The 15,843-nt window shown below is 50.3% G+C and carries 14 protein-coding genes and 1 pseudogene; 10 read left to right on the top strand and 5 right to left on the bottom strand.

Annotated elements, in window-relative coordinates:
- The first annotated feature begins 128 nt into the window (after nt 1-128).
- Together PGRAT_RS15640 and moaA are read left to right on the top strand one after the other, a co-directional pair.
- Nucleotides 129-1,619, top strand: a complete 1,491-nt coding sequence (locus PGRAT_RS15640; protein ID WP_025708327.1) for a nitrate/nitrite transporter — start codon at nt 129-131, stop codon at nt 1,617-1,619.
- A gap of 35 nt (nt 1,620-1,654) precedes the next feature.
- The gene (gene moaA, locus PGRAT_RS15635) at nt 1,655-2,671 is read left to right on the top strand and encodes a GTP 3',8-cyclase MoaA (protein ID WP_025708328.1); all 1,017 of its coding nucleotides are present in this window, start codon (nt 1,655-1,657) and stop codon (nt 2,669-2,671) included.
- Nucleotides 2,672-2,679: 8 nt separating this feature from the next.
- Here the strand turns inward: moaA and PGRAT_RS15630 are convergent, their stop codons facing one another.
- Nucleotides 2,680-2,919: a hypothetical protein gene (locus PGRAT_RS15630; protein WP_025708329.1), complete on the bottom strand. Its 240-nt coding sequence runs from the start codon at nt 2,917-2,919 to the stop codon at nt 2,680-2,682.
- A gap of 102 nt (nt 2,920-3,021) precedes the next feature.
- On the opposite strand from PGRAT_RS15630, the gene ilvB reads away from it, so the two are divergent.
- Nucleotides 3,022-4,695, top strand: a complete 1,674-nt coding sequence (ilvB, locus tag PGRAT_RS15625; protein WP_025708330.1) for a biosynthetic-type acetolactate synthase large subunit — start codon at nt 3,022-3,024, stop codon at nt 4,693-4,695.
- 210 nt (nt 4,696-4,905) lie between these two features.
- On the opposite strand, the gene PGRAT_RS15620 is transcribed toward ilvB, so the two are convergent.
- The 3 genes from PGRAT_RS15620 to PGRAT_RS15610 form a co-directional block, all read right to left on the bottom strand.
- A complete protein-coding gene (locus PGRAT_RS15620) occupies nt 4,906-5,616 on the bottom strand; it encodes a YwiC-like family protein (protein WP_036706641.1) in 711 nt (236 codons plus the stop codon).
- A 56-nt stretch (nt 5,617-5,672) separates the two neighbouring features.
- Entirely contained in the window at nt 5,673-6,296 is a 624-nt protein-coding gene (locus tag PGRAT_RS33265; RefSeq protein ID WP_156124068.1) for a hypothetical protein, read from the bottom strand.
- 186 nt (nt 6,297-6,482) lie between these two features.
- Nucleotides 6,483-7,265: a DeoR/GlpR family DNA-binding transcription regulator gene (locus PGRAT_RS15610; protein ID WP_025704623.1), complete on the bottom strand. Its 783-nt coding sequence runs from the start codon at nt 7,263-7,265 to the stop codon at nt 6,483-6,485.
- A 149-nt stretch (nt 7,266-7,414) separates the two neighbouring features.
- Between PGRAT_RS15610 and PGRAT_RS15605 the strand changes: the two genes are divergently transcribed.
- Nucleotides 7,415-8,314 carry a metallophosphoesterase family protein gene (locus PGRAT_RS15605; protein WP_025704624.1) on the top strand — a complete coding sequence of 300 codons (900 nt, stop codon included), beginning with the start codon at nt 7,415-7,417 and terminating at the stop codon, nt 8,312-8,314.
- A 41-nt stretch (nt 8,315-8,355) separates the two neighbouring features.
- Complete coding sequence (locus PGRAT_RS15600; RefSeq protein ID WP_025704625.1) at nt 8,356-9,354, top strand: histidinol phosphate phosphatase domain-containing protein; 999 nt, start codon at nt 8,356-8,358, stop codon at nt 9,352-9,354.
- Nucleotides 9,355-9,369: 15 nt separating this feature from the next.
- Here PGRAT_RS15600 and PGRAT_RS34350 read toward each other — a convergent pair.
- Nucleotides 9,370-9,516: pseudogene (locus tag PGRAT_RS34350) on the bottom strand (DUF2306 domain-containing protein); the annotation flags it as partial.
- Between the two features lie 112 nt (nt 9,517-9,628).
- On the opposite strand from PGRAT_RS34350, the gene PGRAT_RS15595 reads away from it, so the two are divergent.
- From PGRAT_RS15595 to PGRAT_RS15575, 5 genes are all read left to right on the top strand, one after another.
- Nucleotides 9,629-10,720: a hypothetical protein gene (locus PGRAT_RS15595; RefSeq protein ID WP_025704626.1), complete on the top strand. Its 1,092-nt coding sequence runs from the start codon at nt 9,629-9,631 to the stop codon at nt 10,718-10,720.
- 149 nt (nt 10,721-10,869) lie between these two features.
- Entirely contained in the window at nt 10,870-11,931 is a 1,062-nt protein-coding gene (locus tag PGRAT_RS15590) for a helix-turn-helix transcriptional regulator (protein ID WP_025704627.1), read from the top strand.
- Nucleotides 11,932-11,955: 24 nt separating this feature from the next.
- Nucleotides 11,956-12,750 (top strand): SDR family NAD(P)-dependent oxidoreductase, encoded by a 795-nt coding sequence (locus PGRAT_RS15585; RefSeq protein WP_025704628.1) that lies wholly within the window; start codon nt 11,956-11,958, stop codon nt 12,748-12,750.
- A gap of 110 nt (nt 12,751-12,860) precedes the next feature.
- Nucleotides 12,861-14,963: a serine hydrolase domain-containing protein gene (locus tag PGRAT_RS15580; protein WP_052415718.1), complete on the top strand. Its 2,103-nt coding sequence runs from the start codon at nt 12,861-12,863 to the stop codon at nt 14,961-14,963.
- A gap of 188 nt (nt 14,964-15,151) precedes the next feature.
- On the top strand, nt 15,152-15,838 hold the full coding sequence (locus PGRAT_RS15575) for a response regulator transcription factor (protein ID WP_025704630.1): 687 nt from the start codon (nt 15,152-15,154) through the stop codon (nt 15,836-15,838).
- Nucleotides 15,839-15,843: the final 5 nt, after the last annotated feature.

Here is a 15,843-nt window from a genome sequence, read left to right as displayed (position 1 = left end):
TTCAGGGATTCCCCTCTAAGGGAAAGGGTACTCCCCTATATCTCAGGCAGAGCAAGGGCAGATACAATAAGGACAGGAAGTGAATTAGACATTCAGCAGACAAAAAATGGGCGGAAAAGGTGAGTTATATGATTAAAAAACTGCAATTGCCGTTACAAACATTGAACTTGATTGTTGGCTTCATGGTATGGGTTATCATTTCCTCTCTGATGCCTTTTATTTCCGAGGATATTCCGATACCGGCCGGAAAACTGGCAATGGTTACGGCGATTCCCGTAGTACTCGGTTCCATACTGCGTATACCGATTGGCTATTATGCGAATATTTTTGGGGCGCGTATCATCTTTCTCGTCAGCTTCGTGCTGCTGCTGTTTCCGGTATTCTATATTAGTGAAGCGTCCACGTATACAGACCTGATTATCGGCGGTTTGTTTCTTGGTATCGGCGGAGCTGTTTTTTCGGTAGGGGTTACTTCATTACCCAAGTATTTTCCGAAAGAAAAGCATGGGTTTGTTAACGGGATCTATGGCGTCGGGAATCTGGGCACAGCTCTCACAACATTCACTGCCCCGATCATCGCTGCGCGTTTCGGCTGGGCAACGGCGGTGAAGCTGTATCTGATTCTTCTGCTGGTCTTTATTGTCCTGAATTTCTTTTTCGGAGACCGTCATGAACCGAAGGTAAGAACACCGATTATAGAACAAATTAAGGGCGTTGTTAAAAATGAGAAGCTATGGCTGTTCTCACTCTTCTATTTCATTACATTCGGATCGTTCGTCGCATTCACGATTTATTTGCCTAACTTCCTGGTTTCTAATTTCGGACTGGAGAAGGTAGATGCAGGCATGCGCACAGCCGGTTTTATTGCCGTTGCCACCTTTTTCCGGCCCGTCGGCGGCTGGCTTGGTGACAAATTCCAGCCATTGATTCTGCTGATCGGGACCTTCAGCATCTATACTGTCGCCGCCATACTCCTGGCTTTTCTGCCGTCCATAGGTCTTTACACGGTCGGGTGCCTGGCAATTGCTGTAAGTGCCGGGATAGGCAATGGAGTGATTTTCAAATTAGTTCCGTTTTATTTCAACAAGCAGGCAGGGATTGCCAACGGAATTGTCTCTATGATGGGCGGGCTTGGCGGCTTCTTCCCGCCGATCATGCTCTCATTGATCTTCTCGGTCACAGGCCAATATTCGATCGGGTTCATGCTGCTTTCGCAGGTGGCTCTAGCCAGTCTTGTTCTTGTGATATGGCTCTATTATCATGACCGCTTGGCACTAACTTCCGAAGTATTCAACTCAACAGCCCAGGGGATTCTGGTAACGGATGCGGCGGGTGTCATTAAGAGTGTCAATCCTGCATTTACGAGGCTTACCGGCTTCACAGAAGCGGAAGTGCTAGGCAAACAGCCAAACGTATTGAAGTCAGGCAGGCAATCCCCGGATTTCTACCGCAGCATGTGGAGCGAGATCAGAGCAAAGGGTGTTTGGCAGGGAGAGATTTGGAACAGAAGGAAGAATGGTGAGGAGTATCTGCAGCTCTTGAATATCAGTGCCGTCAAGGATGAGACAGGGGTAGATATCCGTTATGTCGGAACATTCAGCGATATTACGCAGAAGTAAAGAGATATCATTCACATGCAAAAGGGGAGGGACGCATGAACACTACACCTATTCAGGATCAGCTCAAGCGGCCCATCCGTGATTTGAGGATTTCCCTGACAGACCGTTGCAATTTCCGCTGTTCCTACTGCATGCCGAAGGAAATATTCGGTGATGAGTATGCCTTTTTGCCGGCCCGGGAGATGTTGTCGTTTGCTGAAATTCTGCGGTTGACTAAGCTGTTTGTATCCTTGGGGGGTGTCAAAATCCGCCTGACCGGAGGAGAGCCGCTGCTGAGGAAAGATCTTCCGGAGCTTGTGGCAGGAATCCGATCGCTTAGTGGAGTGGAGGATATTGGGCTGACGACTAACGGGGTTTTTCTGGGGCAGCAGGCGAAAGGCTTGTACGCAGCAGGACTGCGGCGGTTAAATATCAGTCTGGACGCGCTGCAGCCGGAGATTTTTGGAACAATGAATGGAAGAGGGCTCAAGCCCTCTATTATCCTGAAACATATCGATCAGGCCCGGGACATTGGTTTTGAGATTAAAATTAATATGGTGGTTCAAAAAGGGGTGAATGAATCGGAAATCCTGCCGATGGCTGCATATTTCAAGGAACGCAAAATCACCCTGCGTTTCATTGAGTTTATGGATGCCGGCAATGACAATGGCTGGAGCTTGGCACAAGTCGTTACTAAAAAGGAAATGCTCCAAAGCCTCCGGGATGTGTATGAGCTGGAGGGTGTGGAGCAGGATTTCTATGGAGAAGTTGCACGGCGTTACCGTTACAAAGACTGCGGGGCGGAGATCGGGTTTATTACCTCGGTGTCTGAATCCTTTTGCTCATCCTGCACACGGGCCCGGTTATCTTCTGACGGTAAATTCTACACCTGCCTCTTTGCTTCCGGCGGAACGGATTTGCGGGCACTGCTACGCAGCGGGGCTGACGACAGCAGACTGCTGAACGTGATAAGGGACGTCTGGGAGAGACGTGCGGACCGGTATTCCGATGAGCGTCAGGAGCACACGGCAGCAGACCGGAAAAAGATAAGCATGTCCTATATAGGCGGATAAGGGTTGCATTAACTGTTGATTGATCCGGTTTGCAGATCGTTTTTCGCCGCTTCAAAGTTTCCGGAACCTACTCTCCGGCGGATTTCTTCTTCGGAGAGCTCTTGTGCTACGGGTCCTGTAGGGATGCCGCCGGCGCTTGCTTCAACTTCTGTCCGTTCCACACGGGCGAAGCCGGCATTGGTCCGGCGGCCTATTTCTTCACGCTCTTCCCGGCTTGGGAAGGAGGTTGGTTCGCTTTCTTTTGCCATCTGCAGAATCCCCTTTCCATTGATTTATCTAGGTATAATACCCCATATTATCCATAAAGAATCATTTTTTAATGACTTGAATGTAGGAGACGATGGCTAACCATGAACGGAGCAGAGCTGCTGATTCAGATCTTGACCGAAAAAAACGTCGAAACTATTTTTGGATATCCAGGCGGAGCCGTACTGCCCCTATACGATGCATTGTTTGACTGTGAATCCGTCCGGCATATCTTAGTTAGGCATGAACAGGCAGCTGTACATGCTGCGGACGGTTACGCAAGAGCAACAGGGCGTCCGGGCATTGCGCTGGTAACCAGCGGGCCGGGTGCGACCAATGCGATTACCGGAATCGCAACGGCGTTTATGGATTCCGTTCCATTGATCATCCTTACCGGGCAGGTAGCTACCGAATTGATCGGTCTGGACAGCTTTCAGGAAGTGGATATTTACGGAATGACTATGCCTATTACTAAACATAATTACATTGTCAGGGAAATTTGTGATCTTCGCAGGATTGTGGATGAAGCCTTCCATTTGGCGACAACGGGCCGTACCGGTCCTGTATTGATTGATCTGCCGAAGAATGTAATGACAGCTGTTGTTGCGGACATGCATAGAAGCGGCCCGTCGCCAGCAATACATATCCGGGGTTATCAGCCTTATCATCCAATCCCGGCGCACGGCCTCCAGTTAACAGCTGAAAGGCTAAATGATGCGGAGCGGCCTTTGATCCTGGTTGGCGGAGGCTGTATGACGGATAATACGCCTTCTTGGGTAAGAGAGTTTGTGGAGAAGTTTAATCTTCCCGTAGCGAGTACATTAATGGGCCTGGGCGCCTTTCCTTCCGATCACCCCCTGCATCTGGGTATGGTCGGGATGCACGGAACCGTCGCTGCCAACCGCGCCCTTCAGGCCGCAGATTTGGTATTGTGCCTCGGAGTCCGCTTCAGTGACCGCGTTACAGGAAACCGGAAGTCGTTCTCACCGGATTCCTGTAAAATACAAGTGGATATCGATTCCTCTGAACTAAATAAGAATATCCATGTGGATCTTTCTATCACAGGACTCGTATCAGAAATGCTTGCCGGTCTGATGGAATCCGTACATCGGCATGAGCGTTTGGCCTGGGAGGAGCAAATACAGCTATGGAAACAACGGTCCGCCAAACCTCTCCGTGCAGCCGGCAGCACATTGACCCCGCAAGAGGTGATTGCTTGTATCGATGAAGCTACAGACGGCAATGCGATCATCACCACGGATGTAGGCCAGCATCAGATTTGGACAGCCAGACATTATAAATTTACGGAGCCGCGTTCTTTTCTGACCTCAGGCGGACTCGGAACCATGGGCTATGGATTGCCAGCTGCTATCGGTGCTGCAGCCGCTTGCCCTGAACGCCAGATCATCTGCATCACAGGGGATGGGAGCATCCAGATGAACATCCAGGAGATCATGACCGCTGTTGATCTGGAGCTTAATGTGAAGGTTGCCATTCTCAAAAATGGTTACCTCGGCATGGTCAGACAGTGGCAGCAGCTGTTTCTCGGGCGCAGATACTCTTCGGTGCGCATCAGCTCACCGGATTTTGTCGCATTAGCCAAATCCTTTGGTGCCCATGGCCTGCGGGCGCAGACGCTGGAGGAAGCGAAGCTGGTTATGGAAGAGGCGCTTCACACGAAGGGAGTCGTTATCATGGAGTTCGATATTACAGAAGAATCCAATGTGTATCCAATCGTTCCCCCAGGGTCCGGCAATCACGACATGATCGAGAATTAGCTTCATCCCATGCATACAAGTAGAATCGCTACGCCGTCCCCGAAAGGGCGGCACCTGTTTGAGCGGGAAATCGAAGGAACATGTATAGCGCGAAGTATATAAATTCTTAAAGTCTAAAAAAAGCGGGTTCCGGTTATCGGAGACTCGCTTTTTCTTGTGCTTCTGATCGTGTTAACTCTCGAAAATCACGTTGTACAACAAATGCGGACTTTATAACAGAACGATTACAGATAGGTACAGCATTACAGAAAAGCCGATTTCCATTATTCCCGTTTGTTTGGCTGTAATTTTTGTTCTGGGAAGGCTTGCTGCGCGCGCCAGCAGAATTAACAGCGGAACCGTTAAGGATGGAAACAGCACCACTCCCGCAAGCACGAACAGACTATGATAAATCACAGACGCGTAATAATACCGGGGATTGTTTTTTTCACGAATAATCGTTTTTACATACAAGGCAGTACCCACAAAATACAGCAGAGCCAGTATAAAAAATTCGGCAGCCATTCCGCGGTCTGTTCCTCCGCCGATATAAAAAACGGGAAAGACCATCAGGCAAAACAGCAGAATTCCCGCGATATCATTGAGCAGGGCCCGCTCGTTCTTCGTTCTGGCATAATACAAATTAACCGCAAACAGCGGGAGTGCCGGCAAGGCAAACCAAAGCAGCTTAGGTTCGGCAGCCATCAGATAAGCTGCAAAAGGCAAGAGCAGCAGGCCGTACACTTTGAGCGGCGGTGCATACCGGTCAAAACGCCTTGTTTTGACCCCCTGGAGGAGCGGAAAGATGAACAAATAAATCAGCAGCCAGCACAAGAACAGGGGAATATGCAGAAATGATGCTTGGGAGGCCGCCATCCCTAACAAAAAAGGGAGAACCAGCATGGACCAGGCTCCGTGCTGATTGGGAATAAACCTCTTCATTGTAATACACCTCTGTATGAATAGTTATTGATCCTCTAATCTCTTGGACTATTTAACTATATGATCTTCCGCTGTCTGCAATAGTGATTTCGAGCACATGCTGCTTGTGATATCGTGGATTTTAAAATTAAGCATCTATATGCTTCATACCCTAAATGTTCCTTATATTTCTCGTCGTATAGGAAATTATATGTTTTTTCGGCGGGTTTACCCGGAAACAACGGCAGAAATGCCGTTGTTGAACCGTCGAAGGCCGGATCGCACAGAAACAACGGCAGAAATGCCGTTGTTGAAGCGCCGAAGGCCGGGTCGCACGGAAACAACGGCAGAAATGCCGTTGTTGAACCGCCGAAGGGCGGGTCGCACGGAAACAACGGCAGAAATGCCGTTGTTGAAGCGCCGAAGGGCGGATCGCACGGAAACAACGGCAGAAACGCCGTTGTTGAACCGCCGAAGGCCGGATCGCACAGAAACAACGGCAGAAATGCCGTTGTTGAACCGCCGAAGGCCGGATCGCACAGAAACAACGGCAGAAATGCCGTTGTTGAAGCGCCGAAGGCCGGGTCGCACGGAAACAACGGCAGAAATGCCGTTGTTGAAGCGCCGAAGGCCGGATCGCACGGAAACAACGGCAGAAACGCCGTTGTTGAACCGCCGAAGGCCGGGTCGCACGGAAACAACGGCAGAAATGCCGTTGTTAGCCCTAAAGGGTGTGGTAGATGAGACTATACTGTGACGGATGGTATAACAGGACAAGTGAGAGCCCATTAGTTTAACCTTTAATGAGCGGCTGTATCACCCGTCAGGGTGATTTTATCCAAAATCGGTACTGTCCATTAAAAGGAAGGCGAAGCCGTTTCTACTTGTCAGGACTTAATCCACGCTACCCCTATGCGTTCCAGCTCTTCCTTCCAGCCCCCCGGCAGCTCCTGATCGGAGATGATCACGTCGGCGCTCTGCAGCGGAGCGATTTGGCAAAAAGCCGTGCTGCCGATTTTGCTGTGGTCTGCCAGCAGAATCACTTCGTTTGCTTGCCCGGAGGCCAGCCGTGACACCAGCGATTCATTCATATCGTAATCCGTAATGCCTTGGGCAGGCGAGATTCCGCCGACGGACAGGAAGGCTTTGTCCAGTGTGAATTGTTTTAGCAGCTCATGGGCAAGAATTCCGCTCACCGATTGCTGCTGAATGGAGATTTCACCGCCAAGCATAATGACTTTGCCCGTAAATTGCTCAAGGCCCAAAGCCTGGAGCAAGGCGGACGCTGTAGGCAGGGAGTTCGTCACAATAGTGATATTTTTCTTTCCTGCCATATAGCGGGTCATCTCCAGTACGGTCGTCCCTGTATCCATGAACACTGTATCCCCATCCTGCAGCAGTCTGGCAGCTTCACGGCCAATCGCCTGCTTTCCTTCCTGGTTCAGCTTGCGCCTCATCGTATACGAAGGCTCCCCGTCAAAATGGGTAAGCTTCACGGCGCCTCCATACACACGCTTTAACTTCCGTTGTTCCTCCAAGGCATCCAGATCGCGGCGGATTGTCTCATTGGACACCTCAAGCTGCTGTGCCAGCGGGATCACTTTTACCTTTCCGGTTTCCTCTAATTGCTGCAATATCATCTGCTGCCGTTCTTCTGCGAGTAATGTCATCGTGTTCCCCCCCTTATGTAAAATTAACGCTTGCATCTTTTTGGCTGTTAGTGCTATTTTAAAATAAAAGAACACAAAAAACAACGAAATTACACAAAGAACAACATGAATATCACAATTAAGCGGGTTTTACTATGAGGAGGTTCAAGATGAACAAGCAACGTCTTTCTTTTCATGCAGATGGGACTTTTAAAATTGTACAGTTTACCGATATCCATCTGAAGGATGGAATCGAACCGGAGCGTGATGCCCGGACGCTGGCCCTGATGGAACGCATTCTGATCATCGAGCAACCGGATCTGATAGTGTTCAGTGGTGACCTGATTTACAGTGAAGAGACAGTGGACCCTAAGGCTACGTTCCGCCGGGTAATTGAGATTGCAGTGCAGGCAGGTACGCCTTTTGCTGTAATCTATGGCAACCACGATTCAGAGAAGGGGGTTACGCGGGAAGAGCTGCAGGCGATTTTGGCGGAATATGAGTTATGTATGGCTGAAGCCGGACCGGGAGAGATTCACGGCACGGGCAATTATGTGCTGCCGCTCTTCAACCATGCTGATGACCGGGAGTCGGGGGCACTATATTTTGTGGATTCGGGTGAATATGCGCCTGCAGCAATCGGCGGATATGCCTGGATTCATTCGGATCAAGTGGCCTGGTATTTGCAGGAATCGGCCAAGAATAGAGAGAGAAACGGCGGTGTTCTGCCTGCCCTGGCTTTTATGCATATTCCCATCCCTGAGTATCAGGAAGTGTGGCAGTCTGGGAGTGTAGCCGGGAGAAAAGGCGAAATGGTCTGCTGCTCCAAAGTGAACAGCGGGTGGTTTGCGGCAATGCTGGAAGCAGGGGATGTGATGGCAGCCTTCGCCGGTCACGATCATGACAATGATTACATAGGTGTGCTGCATGGGATTACACTGGCCTATGGCCGGGTGACCGGGCATAACACATACGGGGCGCTTCAGCGCGGGGCGAGGGTCATTCAGCTGACGGAAGGAGAACGCCGCTTCGAAACCTGGATCAGGCAGGAGGATGGAAGCGTAGTTTAACGCAGGGGTGGAGCAGGTACCCTAAAAGGAGTGGATACGTAATGAAAATAGATTTGCACCTTCATCTGGAAGAAGGACCCTATTCACCAAGGTGGCTGCAGCGGACGATGGAGAGTCTGACTGCGATGACAGACAGCAGTGAGCAGATTCATACGCAGGCTTGGATGCAGGAGAGCTTCGGTCTGCTGGAGCGGCGGATGGCAGGCGGAGCTTTTACATCGGAGTGGCTGGATTTGTATCTGAAGCAAGCCAAGCAGCGCGGCATTCATACGGTGGGCATCGTCGATCATCTGTACCGTTTCACGAAATATAAAGCCTATTATGAAAAACACATGCTCCTGGAGGATACCTTGATAGGCCGTCTTCAGCGGGAGTGGCTGGATCAGGTGTGTATGGCGGATTCAGATCATTTTGTTGCTTGCATTCAGGCCCAGAAGGAAAAATGGCAGCGGGAAGGGGTGCAGCTGCGGCTCGGCATCGAAGCGGATTATTTCCCGGGCTGCGAGCAGGAGCTAGCCGGAATATTGAAGGAACAGCCGTATGACTATGTTATCGGTTCAGTGCATTTTGTAGATGGCTGGGGGTTTGACAATCCGGCGACCCAGACGTATTTTGAACAATTTGATCTGGAAGTCCTATATGCCCGGTTCTTTGAGATCGTCGGCCAAGCGGTGTCTTCCCGCCTGTTCGATATTGTCGCCCACCTCGACAACCTCAAAGCCTTCAATTACCGCCCGGATGAACAACGTCTCCTGCCGATGTATGAGAAGATTGCAGATTTGCTGGTCGCGCATGATACGGCCACGGAGATTAACGCGGGAATGGTGTACCGCTATCCGATCCGGGAAATGTGCCCGAGCCCGGCTTTCCTGGCTGTACTGGCAGCCAAGGGCGTGCTGTTCACTACCTCTACCGATGCCCACTTTCCAGACGACCTCGGCGGGTATACAGATCAGCAGCTGGAGATGCTGAAGCAGGCGGGGGTGCGGGAAATTGTAACCTTCCAGAACCGGCGGCGAAGCCGGCACTGGCTGGAATAATAACTACCTTTGCGTGCGGCTTTGTGCAAAGAAGCGGTTAGAAAAGTTGATCAGGCCCGCCGCCAGGGCAATACAGGCAAAGGCAACATGAACGCGCATAACGTTTAACCAGACCGGGAGATTAAGCTCACGCTTCAGCCCGGTTTTTTGGTTTATAAACCCTTCTCCTCAAATCTCAAAATAAATGAAGCCCAACACGGGACAAATGCTTATACACGCTAAATCCTGGGTTCATATCTATAAAAGGAAAGATTTGGGAAGGGGATGTGAGGAGTTGAAATATAAGGTTAAAGTTCGCAGCGGCAAAAGTTTCCGCCATATGTGCCGCCGTGTGAAGCGCTGCCCGAGAAAAAGGATTACTCCACCGGACATCGGATTGTTGTTCGGAGGTACGCTTTCCGCTGAAATCACCGGAGGGCTTAACCAGGCCCTGGACAGCAGCATTCAGCAGCTTGTACAAGAAGACGCTGCGACTGCCGCACAGATTGAAGCAAATGCCGAGACCGTTGACGATCTGGACATAGATGCCACAGGAATTGGTCCGGAAGAAATGCAGCTGCTGTCACAGGTGCCGGGGCTTTTGCTCCAAATGGCTCCGCCGCCGTTCACCACGATCAATATAGGAAATGGTGCTGCTCCTCCCCAGGTGGTGAGCCCTCAACCATTTAATTTTCTGGTTGTGAATGACGACGATGACGATGACGATGACGACGTACCACCACCGCCTCCAGCGGCTCCACCGGAAATCGTAACCCAACGGTTAATCCTTGCTGAATTTCAAATCCCGCAATTTAAACTAGGTTTCATCTCTTTGGCCAAACCCATAAAAATCCCAGCCCAAAGCAAAACGTTTACGATTCCTGCGATTCGCAAAACACTTAGTATTCCTGGAGTCAGCGCATCGGTTGGCAACCGGTTTGGCAGAATCAGTTTATCCATTCCTGGTATTTCGAAGACATTTTCTATCGGCCCGTATAGAAAAAAGGTAACAATCGGACCAATAAATAAAACCATACCCACAACTATTCCCAGTCTGGAAATAGCAGACTCAACCCAAGTTCTTTATGTTGATTTGAAGTATCCGGCTATTTCCGGTGCGAAAGATGTGAAAGCTATAGTAAACGCATGTTTCCAGGAGGCAAAAGACGCAGCAGTCCAGCAATTGCTGATTTATGTGGCTTTTGCAGCCTCCAGCGGAGGCGCATCGCTCGTTATTGCTTTTCAGCAAGCCTTTCAGGCATTCCAACAGACCTTTACGGATTGTCTTAAGGACAAGATAGAAAATTTATCTATAGATATTGCAGGTCCAGGTCTCGATACAAAAAATATGGGTCCATTTAAACCCTTCTATTTGTACTTTAAATAAAGCAGCCTTTCACACGGGCCACTGCGAAGGATTTGTCTTGAACTGCCTATGCTTTGGCCCGGCACTTGTGGAGGACTAGAACTCGTGTACATATCTGGCTGCCGGAGAGGTGCAATAATCATAATAAGAGCTTAAGGAGGCCCATTTGTATGAAATTTCAATCGGCTGACCGCATAAAGATTCCGCAAGGATTTTGGGCAGGATTACGTCAATTGGGGATTGCCGCCCATGACGTTGCCCGCAAAGCTGGACAGCCGCTTACCATAATTGCTGAACCGGCAGTCACCACGGCCCAATATTTTGCGGTCTGGCAGGCTTATTCCGATCTTATTGGCGATACAGCCAAAGGTATCATTGCGCTGGCGACCGGTTTTGATACAGCAAAGTACCCGCCAACCGCCTTAGCGACCTATCACGCTCGTGACTACCGCGACGCGCTAAAGCGAATGGTTCGCTACAAACAACTGTGTCCCCCGGAAAACCTGCGCATCACCGAGGAAGGCGAGAGTTGCACCATCGAACTGGAATGGCTGTATACCGGACAACCTGGTCCGCCGGTATTGACCGGAATTACACTGGCGCATCTTCTGGAGCTTGGCCGCCGGGGCACAGGTCAACCTTTGACAGCACGTTTCGTCGAATTTTCGCCTGACATGGGCGATGTACAGGCCCTTGAGGCTTACTTTGGCTGCCCTATACGGATGGGTGCGCAAGGTAACCGGTTGACGCTCTATCGGGGAGATTTGGACCGGCCCTTTGTTTCGTACAATGAAGAACTGCTGGAGATGCTGACTCCCGCGCTGGACCAATCACTCCTTGAACAGCAGCGCAGCCGCTCCATAACCGGCAGGGTCAAATGGATCATGAAGCGCAATCTCACAGGAGGGCAATCAGACCTTCAAGCTGTCGCGAAGGAGTTGGGATTGAGCGATCGTACCCTGCAGCGCCGGCTGACTGACGAGAACACAAGCTTCAAACAACTGTTGACAGAAGTAAGACATGCACAGGCACGGGAGTACTTGGCAGACCCCTCGCTCGATATTAAAGAAGTAGCTTTTTTAATTGGATATGAAGACCAAAACTCATTCTACCGTGCCTTTCGTCTGTGGGAAGGGGATACCCCTTCAAACTGGCGTGTTAAGCAAGAAGATTGGCGCAGTACGCTAGTTACTGAACACTCCGGACAAGTTAATATAATGCCTGGTAAATAATTAACTTCAAAGGAGATTAGCATAATGGAGATGGGATTAAGCGGTAAAACGGCATTAGTTACAGGATCAACGAAAGGGATTGGCAAGGCCATTGCCATTGAACTTGCCCGGGAAGGTGTTCATGTCCTGATTAATGGAAGGAAGTATGAAGAGGTAGAACGAACTGTAAATGAATTGAGGTCCAATTTCCCGGCTACCTCTCCTCAAAATGCCACAGCCGATATTGTAGATCCCGGGCAAAGAGAAATTTTATTTGAAAAATACCCGGATATTGATATTTTGGTTAACAATACGGGAATTTATGAGATTATGCAGTATGAGGACGTTGACGATGAAGTATGGGAGAACTATTTCCGTACTAATGTTCTTGCAGCAAATGGATTATCCAAATTTTATTTACCCCAAATGTTGAAAAAGAATGATGGCCGCCTGATCTTTATTGCCAGTGAAGAAGCCCTTATGCCTTCTGGACAAATGCCTCAGTACGCAGTGACCAAATCCATGCTGCTATCTCTATCTAAAAGCTTATCCAAATTAACAATAGGCAGCGAAGTTACAGTCAATACCATCCTGCCAGGACCCACACTCTCTGAGAATGTGCAGGGAATCATTGAGAGTGTCTACGCTAATGAAGAGATGACTTTTGCTGACAAAGAGAAAAGATTTATGACGGCCAACCTGCCGCAATCTGAAATTCAGAGGTTTATCAGGCCAGCTGAAATCGGCAGACTGGCTGCTTTTGTATGCAGCCCTTATTCTTCCGCATTTAAAGGTTCTCCTATCCGCATGGATGGGGGAATGGTGCCGACTATATTTTAACATTCATGACAAGAATGTAACATTCCGCTCCCGCTTATCATCTGAATCAAGCGACAGTGCCTGGTCCAGACCCTATGATAAGTGTATATGCAAGAGAGGAGAGGAATGAGTTGAATCGTAAGAAGAAGAGAGCTAGCCGCACGTTCGGCATCCTGACCGTTTTATTGATGGTAAGCCTGGCTGCTGAATCAAGTGTATATGCCGGAGCGCCGTCTGAATGGGACTCGGCTGCCGCCGTTCCGGCCTCAACCGGCAGCGCCTCCCTTCCCGTACTGGACACTGCGGCTTTGACAGCTAAGACGGATGGTCCGCGTGAAGCCAAGGAAGTGGAGGCGTTCCTGGATGCTTTTTTTGCCAGGGAGGACATCAGGCAGAAGGCAGGAGCTGTTGCGGTATCCGTCGTTCAAGGTGGGAAGGTGCTTGCTTCCAAAGGCTACGGTATTACCGACAGAACGTCGAAAGCGAAAGTGGAGGCAAGCCGGACCACTTTCCGGATCGCCTCGGTCTCCAAAGTGTTCACAGCCGCAGCAGTCATGCAGCTCGTCCAGGCAGGGAAGGTTTCGCTGCAAGACAATATTGAAAAGTATCTGGACGGGTATCCATTAACCAATCCCTTCGGCACACCGGTTACCATCGAGGATCTGTTGACACATACGTCAGGATTTGAAGTGCGTGAACCTTCAGATGCCAGTTATTTAATGGATGATTCCCAAAAGCCGGTCTCACTAAAGGAAAGCATCTTGGAGCAGTTTCCTCCGGTTGTCCGCGAGCCGGGAACGTCATATATGTACGATAACTTCGCATCCAGGCTGCTGGGGTATATCGTCCAGCAGGCAAGCGGAGAGCCCTTCGGAAGCTATATGCAGCAGCATCTGTTTAAGCCGCTCGGCATGCATTCAAGCAGCTTTAGCCGGAGCAAGGAGCTGGCTGGACGCTTGGCATCATCCTATGATTCGGAGGGCAAACCCATCCCTGTGTATCATTTTTCACCGGGTGAGTGGCCGGAGGGCAGTATGATATCGACAGCCTCCGATATGGCTCTGTTTATGAAGGCCTTCTTGAACAATGGGCGGACAGCTGACGGTACGGTTGTGCTGTCGCCCGAATCGATCAAAGCAATGTCAGCCTACCACGTAGCGATTCATCCGGATTTGCCGGATATGACCTACGGCTTCGAAGCGCCGGCTCTTCCCTCTAAGACAAACGGTGAAAACGTAATATCCAAGGGCGGAGATATCCTGGGTTTCAGTTCATTGCTCTGGCTTTTGCCGGACCGCAAAACGGGTGTCTTCATTACCTATAATGCAAATCAGGATTTGCGGGATGAATTTTTTGCCGCCTTTATGGACCATTATTATTCCGGACATCCGACTTCGTTTGGAACAAAGGGCTTCAAACCGCAATCCAGAGAGAGTCTCGCTAAATTTGCAGGGTTGTACTCCGACCTGCGGATCAAACTGCTGACCCGGGTCGAGGTATCCGGTACAGGCACGCTGTCTGTGAGTGATCTAAAGGGGGGACGTCACGAGCTGAGACAAGTGGAGGATACCCTCTTCATCGATGAGCAGGGCAAGCCGCTAGCCTTCAAGGCGGATGGCGCTGGCCGCATCAATGATCTGAAATATTCTAATTTATACAGCTATGCAGCCAAAATACCTGAGAATCCCGCCGGATTCCCGGACGTAACAGAGGGTCATCCGTATGCAAAATACATTCTCGGCCTGAAGTCACTTGGCTATCTGGCAGATGATCTGTCCAAGCCGTTTCAGCCCGGGGAAGCCGTCACTCGCGGAGCATTTGTCCAAGCCTTTAATGCGGTGTGGAGCATCCCGGAATCATCCAAGCCGCCCGCGTTCAAGGACACGGCAAATTCCCCGTACCGGCGGGCAATTCAAGCCGCTGTCGAATCCGGCTTGCTGGAGGGGGCGGGGGAAGGCCTGTTTGAACCGGACCGTCCGATCCGCCGTGAAGAAGCAGCCGTTATCGTCTTTCGCTTACTGGCCGGATCAGGGATGAGAAAGCCGGATTCCACAACAAAGCTTGTGCCCGGCACGTCCAAGTGGGCTGAGGAGGCGGTCAGCTCGGCTGTCGTCTGGAAGCTTCATGGACCGGAAGTGACCGAGTCGAAGGGCGTGTTCGACTACGGCTCACAGCGGACGCTGAACAAGCAGGAGCTGGCGGCACTGCTGTTCACGATGCTCCTGCCGGATTAAAGGCACAAGGATACAGGTCCAGCGATAAGGAAGGACAATAATACACCTCTCAGAAACAGCAGAATCTGAAGGCCGTTATTGGCCTTCCTTTTTTTTATCCGGGCTGGAGTAGTATGATAGAGACAGCTATGAATTAATTGCTTTCGTGCCGGAATCTCACGGGAATCGCGGGAAGGATTACAGCCATGATGGATTTGAACATTTATATTATCGAAGACGATGCGGCCATTTTCCGTTCCTTGAAGGAAAGACTGGAGCAATGGTCGTTTCAAGTTACGGGACCGGAGCGGTATGATGATGTGATGCATACTTTTATCCGCTTGCAGCCTCAGTTAGTGATTATTGATATCCAGCTTCCGATGTACGACGGGTTTCACTGGTGCCGGGAGATCCGGGCGGTGTCCAAAGTGCCGGTTCTGTTTCTGTCTTCGCGCGACCATCCGCTGGATATGGTGATGGCGATGAACCTGGGGGCGGACGATTATATCTCCAAACCGTTCCATATGGACGTGCTGCTGGCCAAAATTCAGGCGATTCTCCGCCGGACATATGCTTACACAGAGGAGTCAGCTGCTGATCTGATTGAATGGAACGGTGCCATTATTGACATGAAGCGCGGTCTGATCCGCAAGGCTGGGCAGGATGTCCTGTTAACCAAAAATGAGTTCTTTATCCTCGTTGTACTCGTCCAGGCGAAGGATCAGATTATCTCCCGGCATGAGCTGATCCGCAAGCTGTGGGATGATGAGCATTTTGTCAACGACAATACATTAACTGCGAATATCGCCCGGCTGCGCCAAAAGCTGGCCGTGTTTGAACTGGATGAGGCTATTGTCACGAAAAAAGGGCTTGGTTATATGGCAGCAACATTATGAGGGGG

The sequence above is a fragment of the Paenibacillus graminis genome (genome assembly GCF_000758705.1).
In the GTDB taxonomy this organism is placed as follows: domain Bacteria; phylum Bacillota; class Bacilli; order Paenibacillales; family Paenibacillaceae; genus Paenibacillus_AQ; species Paenibacillus_AQ graminis.
The sequence above is the reverse complement of the archived record's forward strand: the minus strand, read 5'-3'. Positions and strand labels throughout refer to the sequence as shown.

Excerpts from the sequence above, each read along its gene's own strand:
- PGRAT_RS15590 (WP_025704627.1), top strand. The coding sequence starts at position 10,870 with ATGAAATTTCAATCGGCTGACCGCATAAAGATTCCGCAAGGATTTTGG.
- moaA (WP_025708328.1), top strand. The coding sequence starts at position 1,655 with ATGAACACTACACCTATTCAGGATCAGCTCAAGCGGCCCATCCGTGAT.
- ilvB (WP_025708330.1), top strand. The coding sequence starts at position 3,022 with ATGAACGGAGCAGAGCTGCTGATTCAGATCTTGACCGAAAAAAACGTC.
- PGRAT_RS15585 (WP_025704628.1), top strand. The coding sequence starts at position 11,956 with ATGGAGATGGGATTAAGCGGTAAAACGGCATTAGTTACAGGATCAACG.
- PGRAT_RS15605 (WP_025704624.1), top strand. The coding sequence starts at position 7,415 with ATGAACAAGCAACGTCTTTCTTTTCATGCAGATGGGACTTTTAAAATT.
- PGRAT_RS15640 (WP_025708327.1), top strand. The coding sequence starts at position 129 with ATGATTAAAAAACTGCAATTGCCGTTACAAACATTGAACTTGATTGTT.
- PGRAT_RS15575 (WP_025704630.1), top strand. The coding sequence starts at position 15,152 with ATGGATTTGAACATTTATATTATCGAAGACGATGCGGCCATTTTCCGT.
- PGRAT_RS15620 (WP_036706641.1), bottom strand. The coding sequence starts at position 5,616 with ATGAAGAGGTTTATTCCCAATCAGCACGGAGCCTGGTCCATGCTGGTT.
- PGRAT_RS15610 (WP_025704623.1), bottom strand. The coding sequence starts at position 7,265 with ATGACATTACTCGCAGAAGAACGGCAGCAGATGATATTGCAGCAATTA.
- PGRAT_RS15600 (WP_025704625.1), top strand. The coding sequence starts at position 8,356 with ATGAAAATAGATTTGCACCTTCATCTGGAAGAAGGACCCTATTCACCA.
- PGRAT_RS15630 (WP_025708329.1), bottom strand. The coding sequence starts at position 2,919 with ATGGCAAAAGAAAGCGAACCAACCTCCTTCCCAAGCCGGGAAGAGCGT.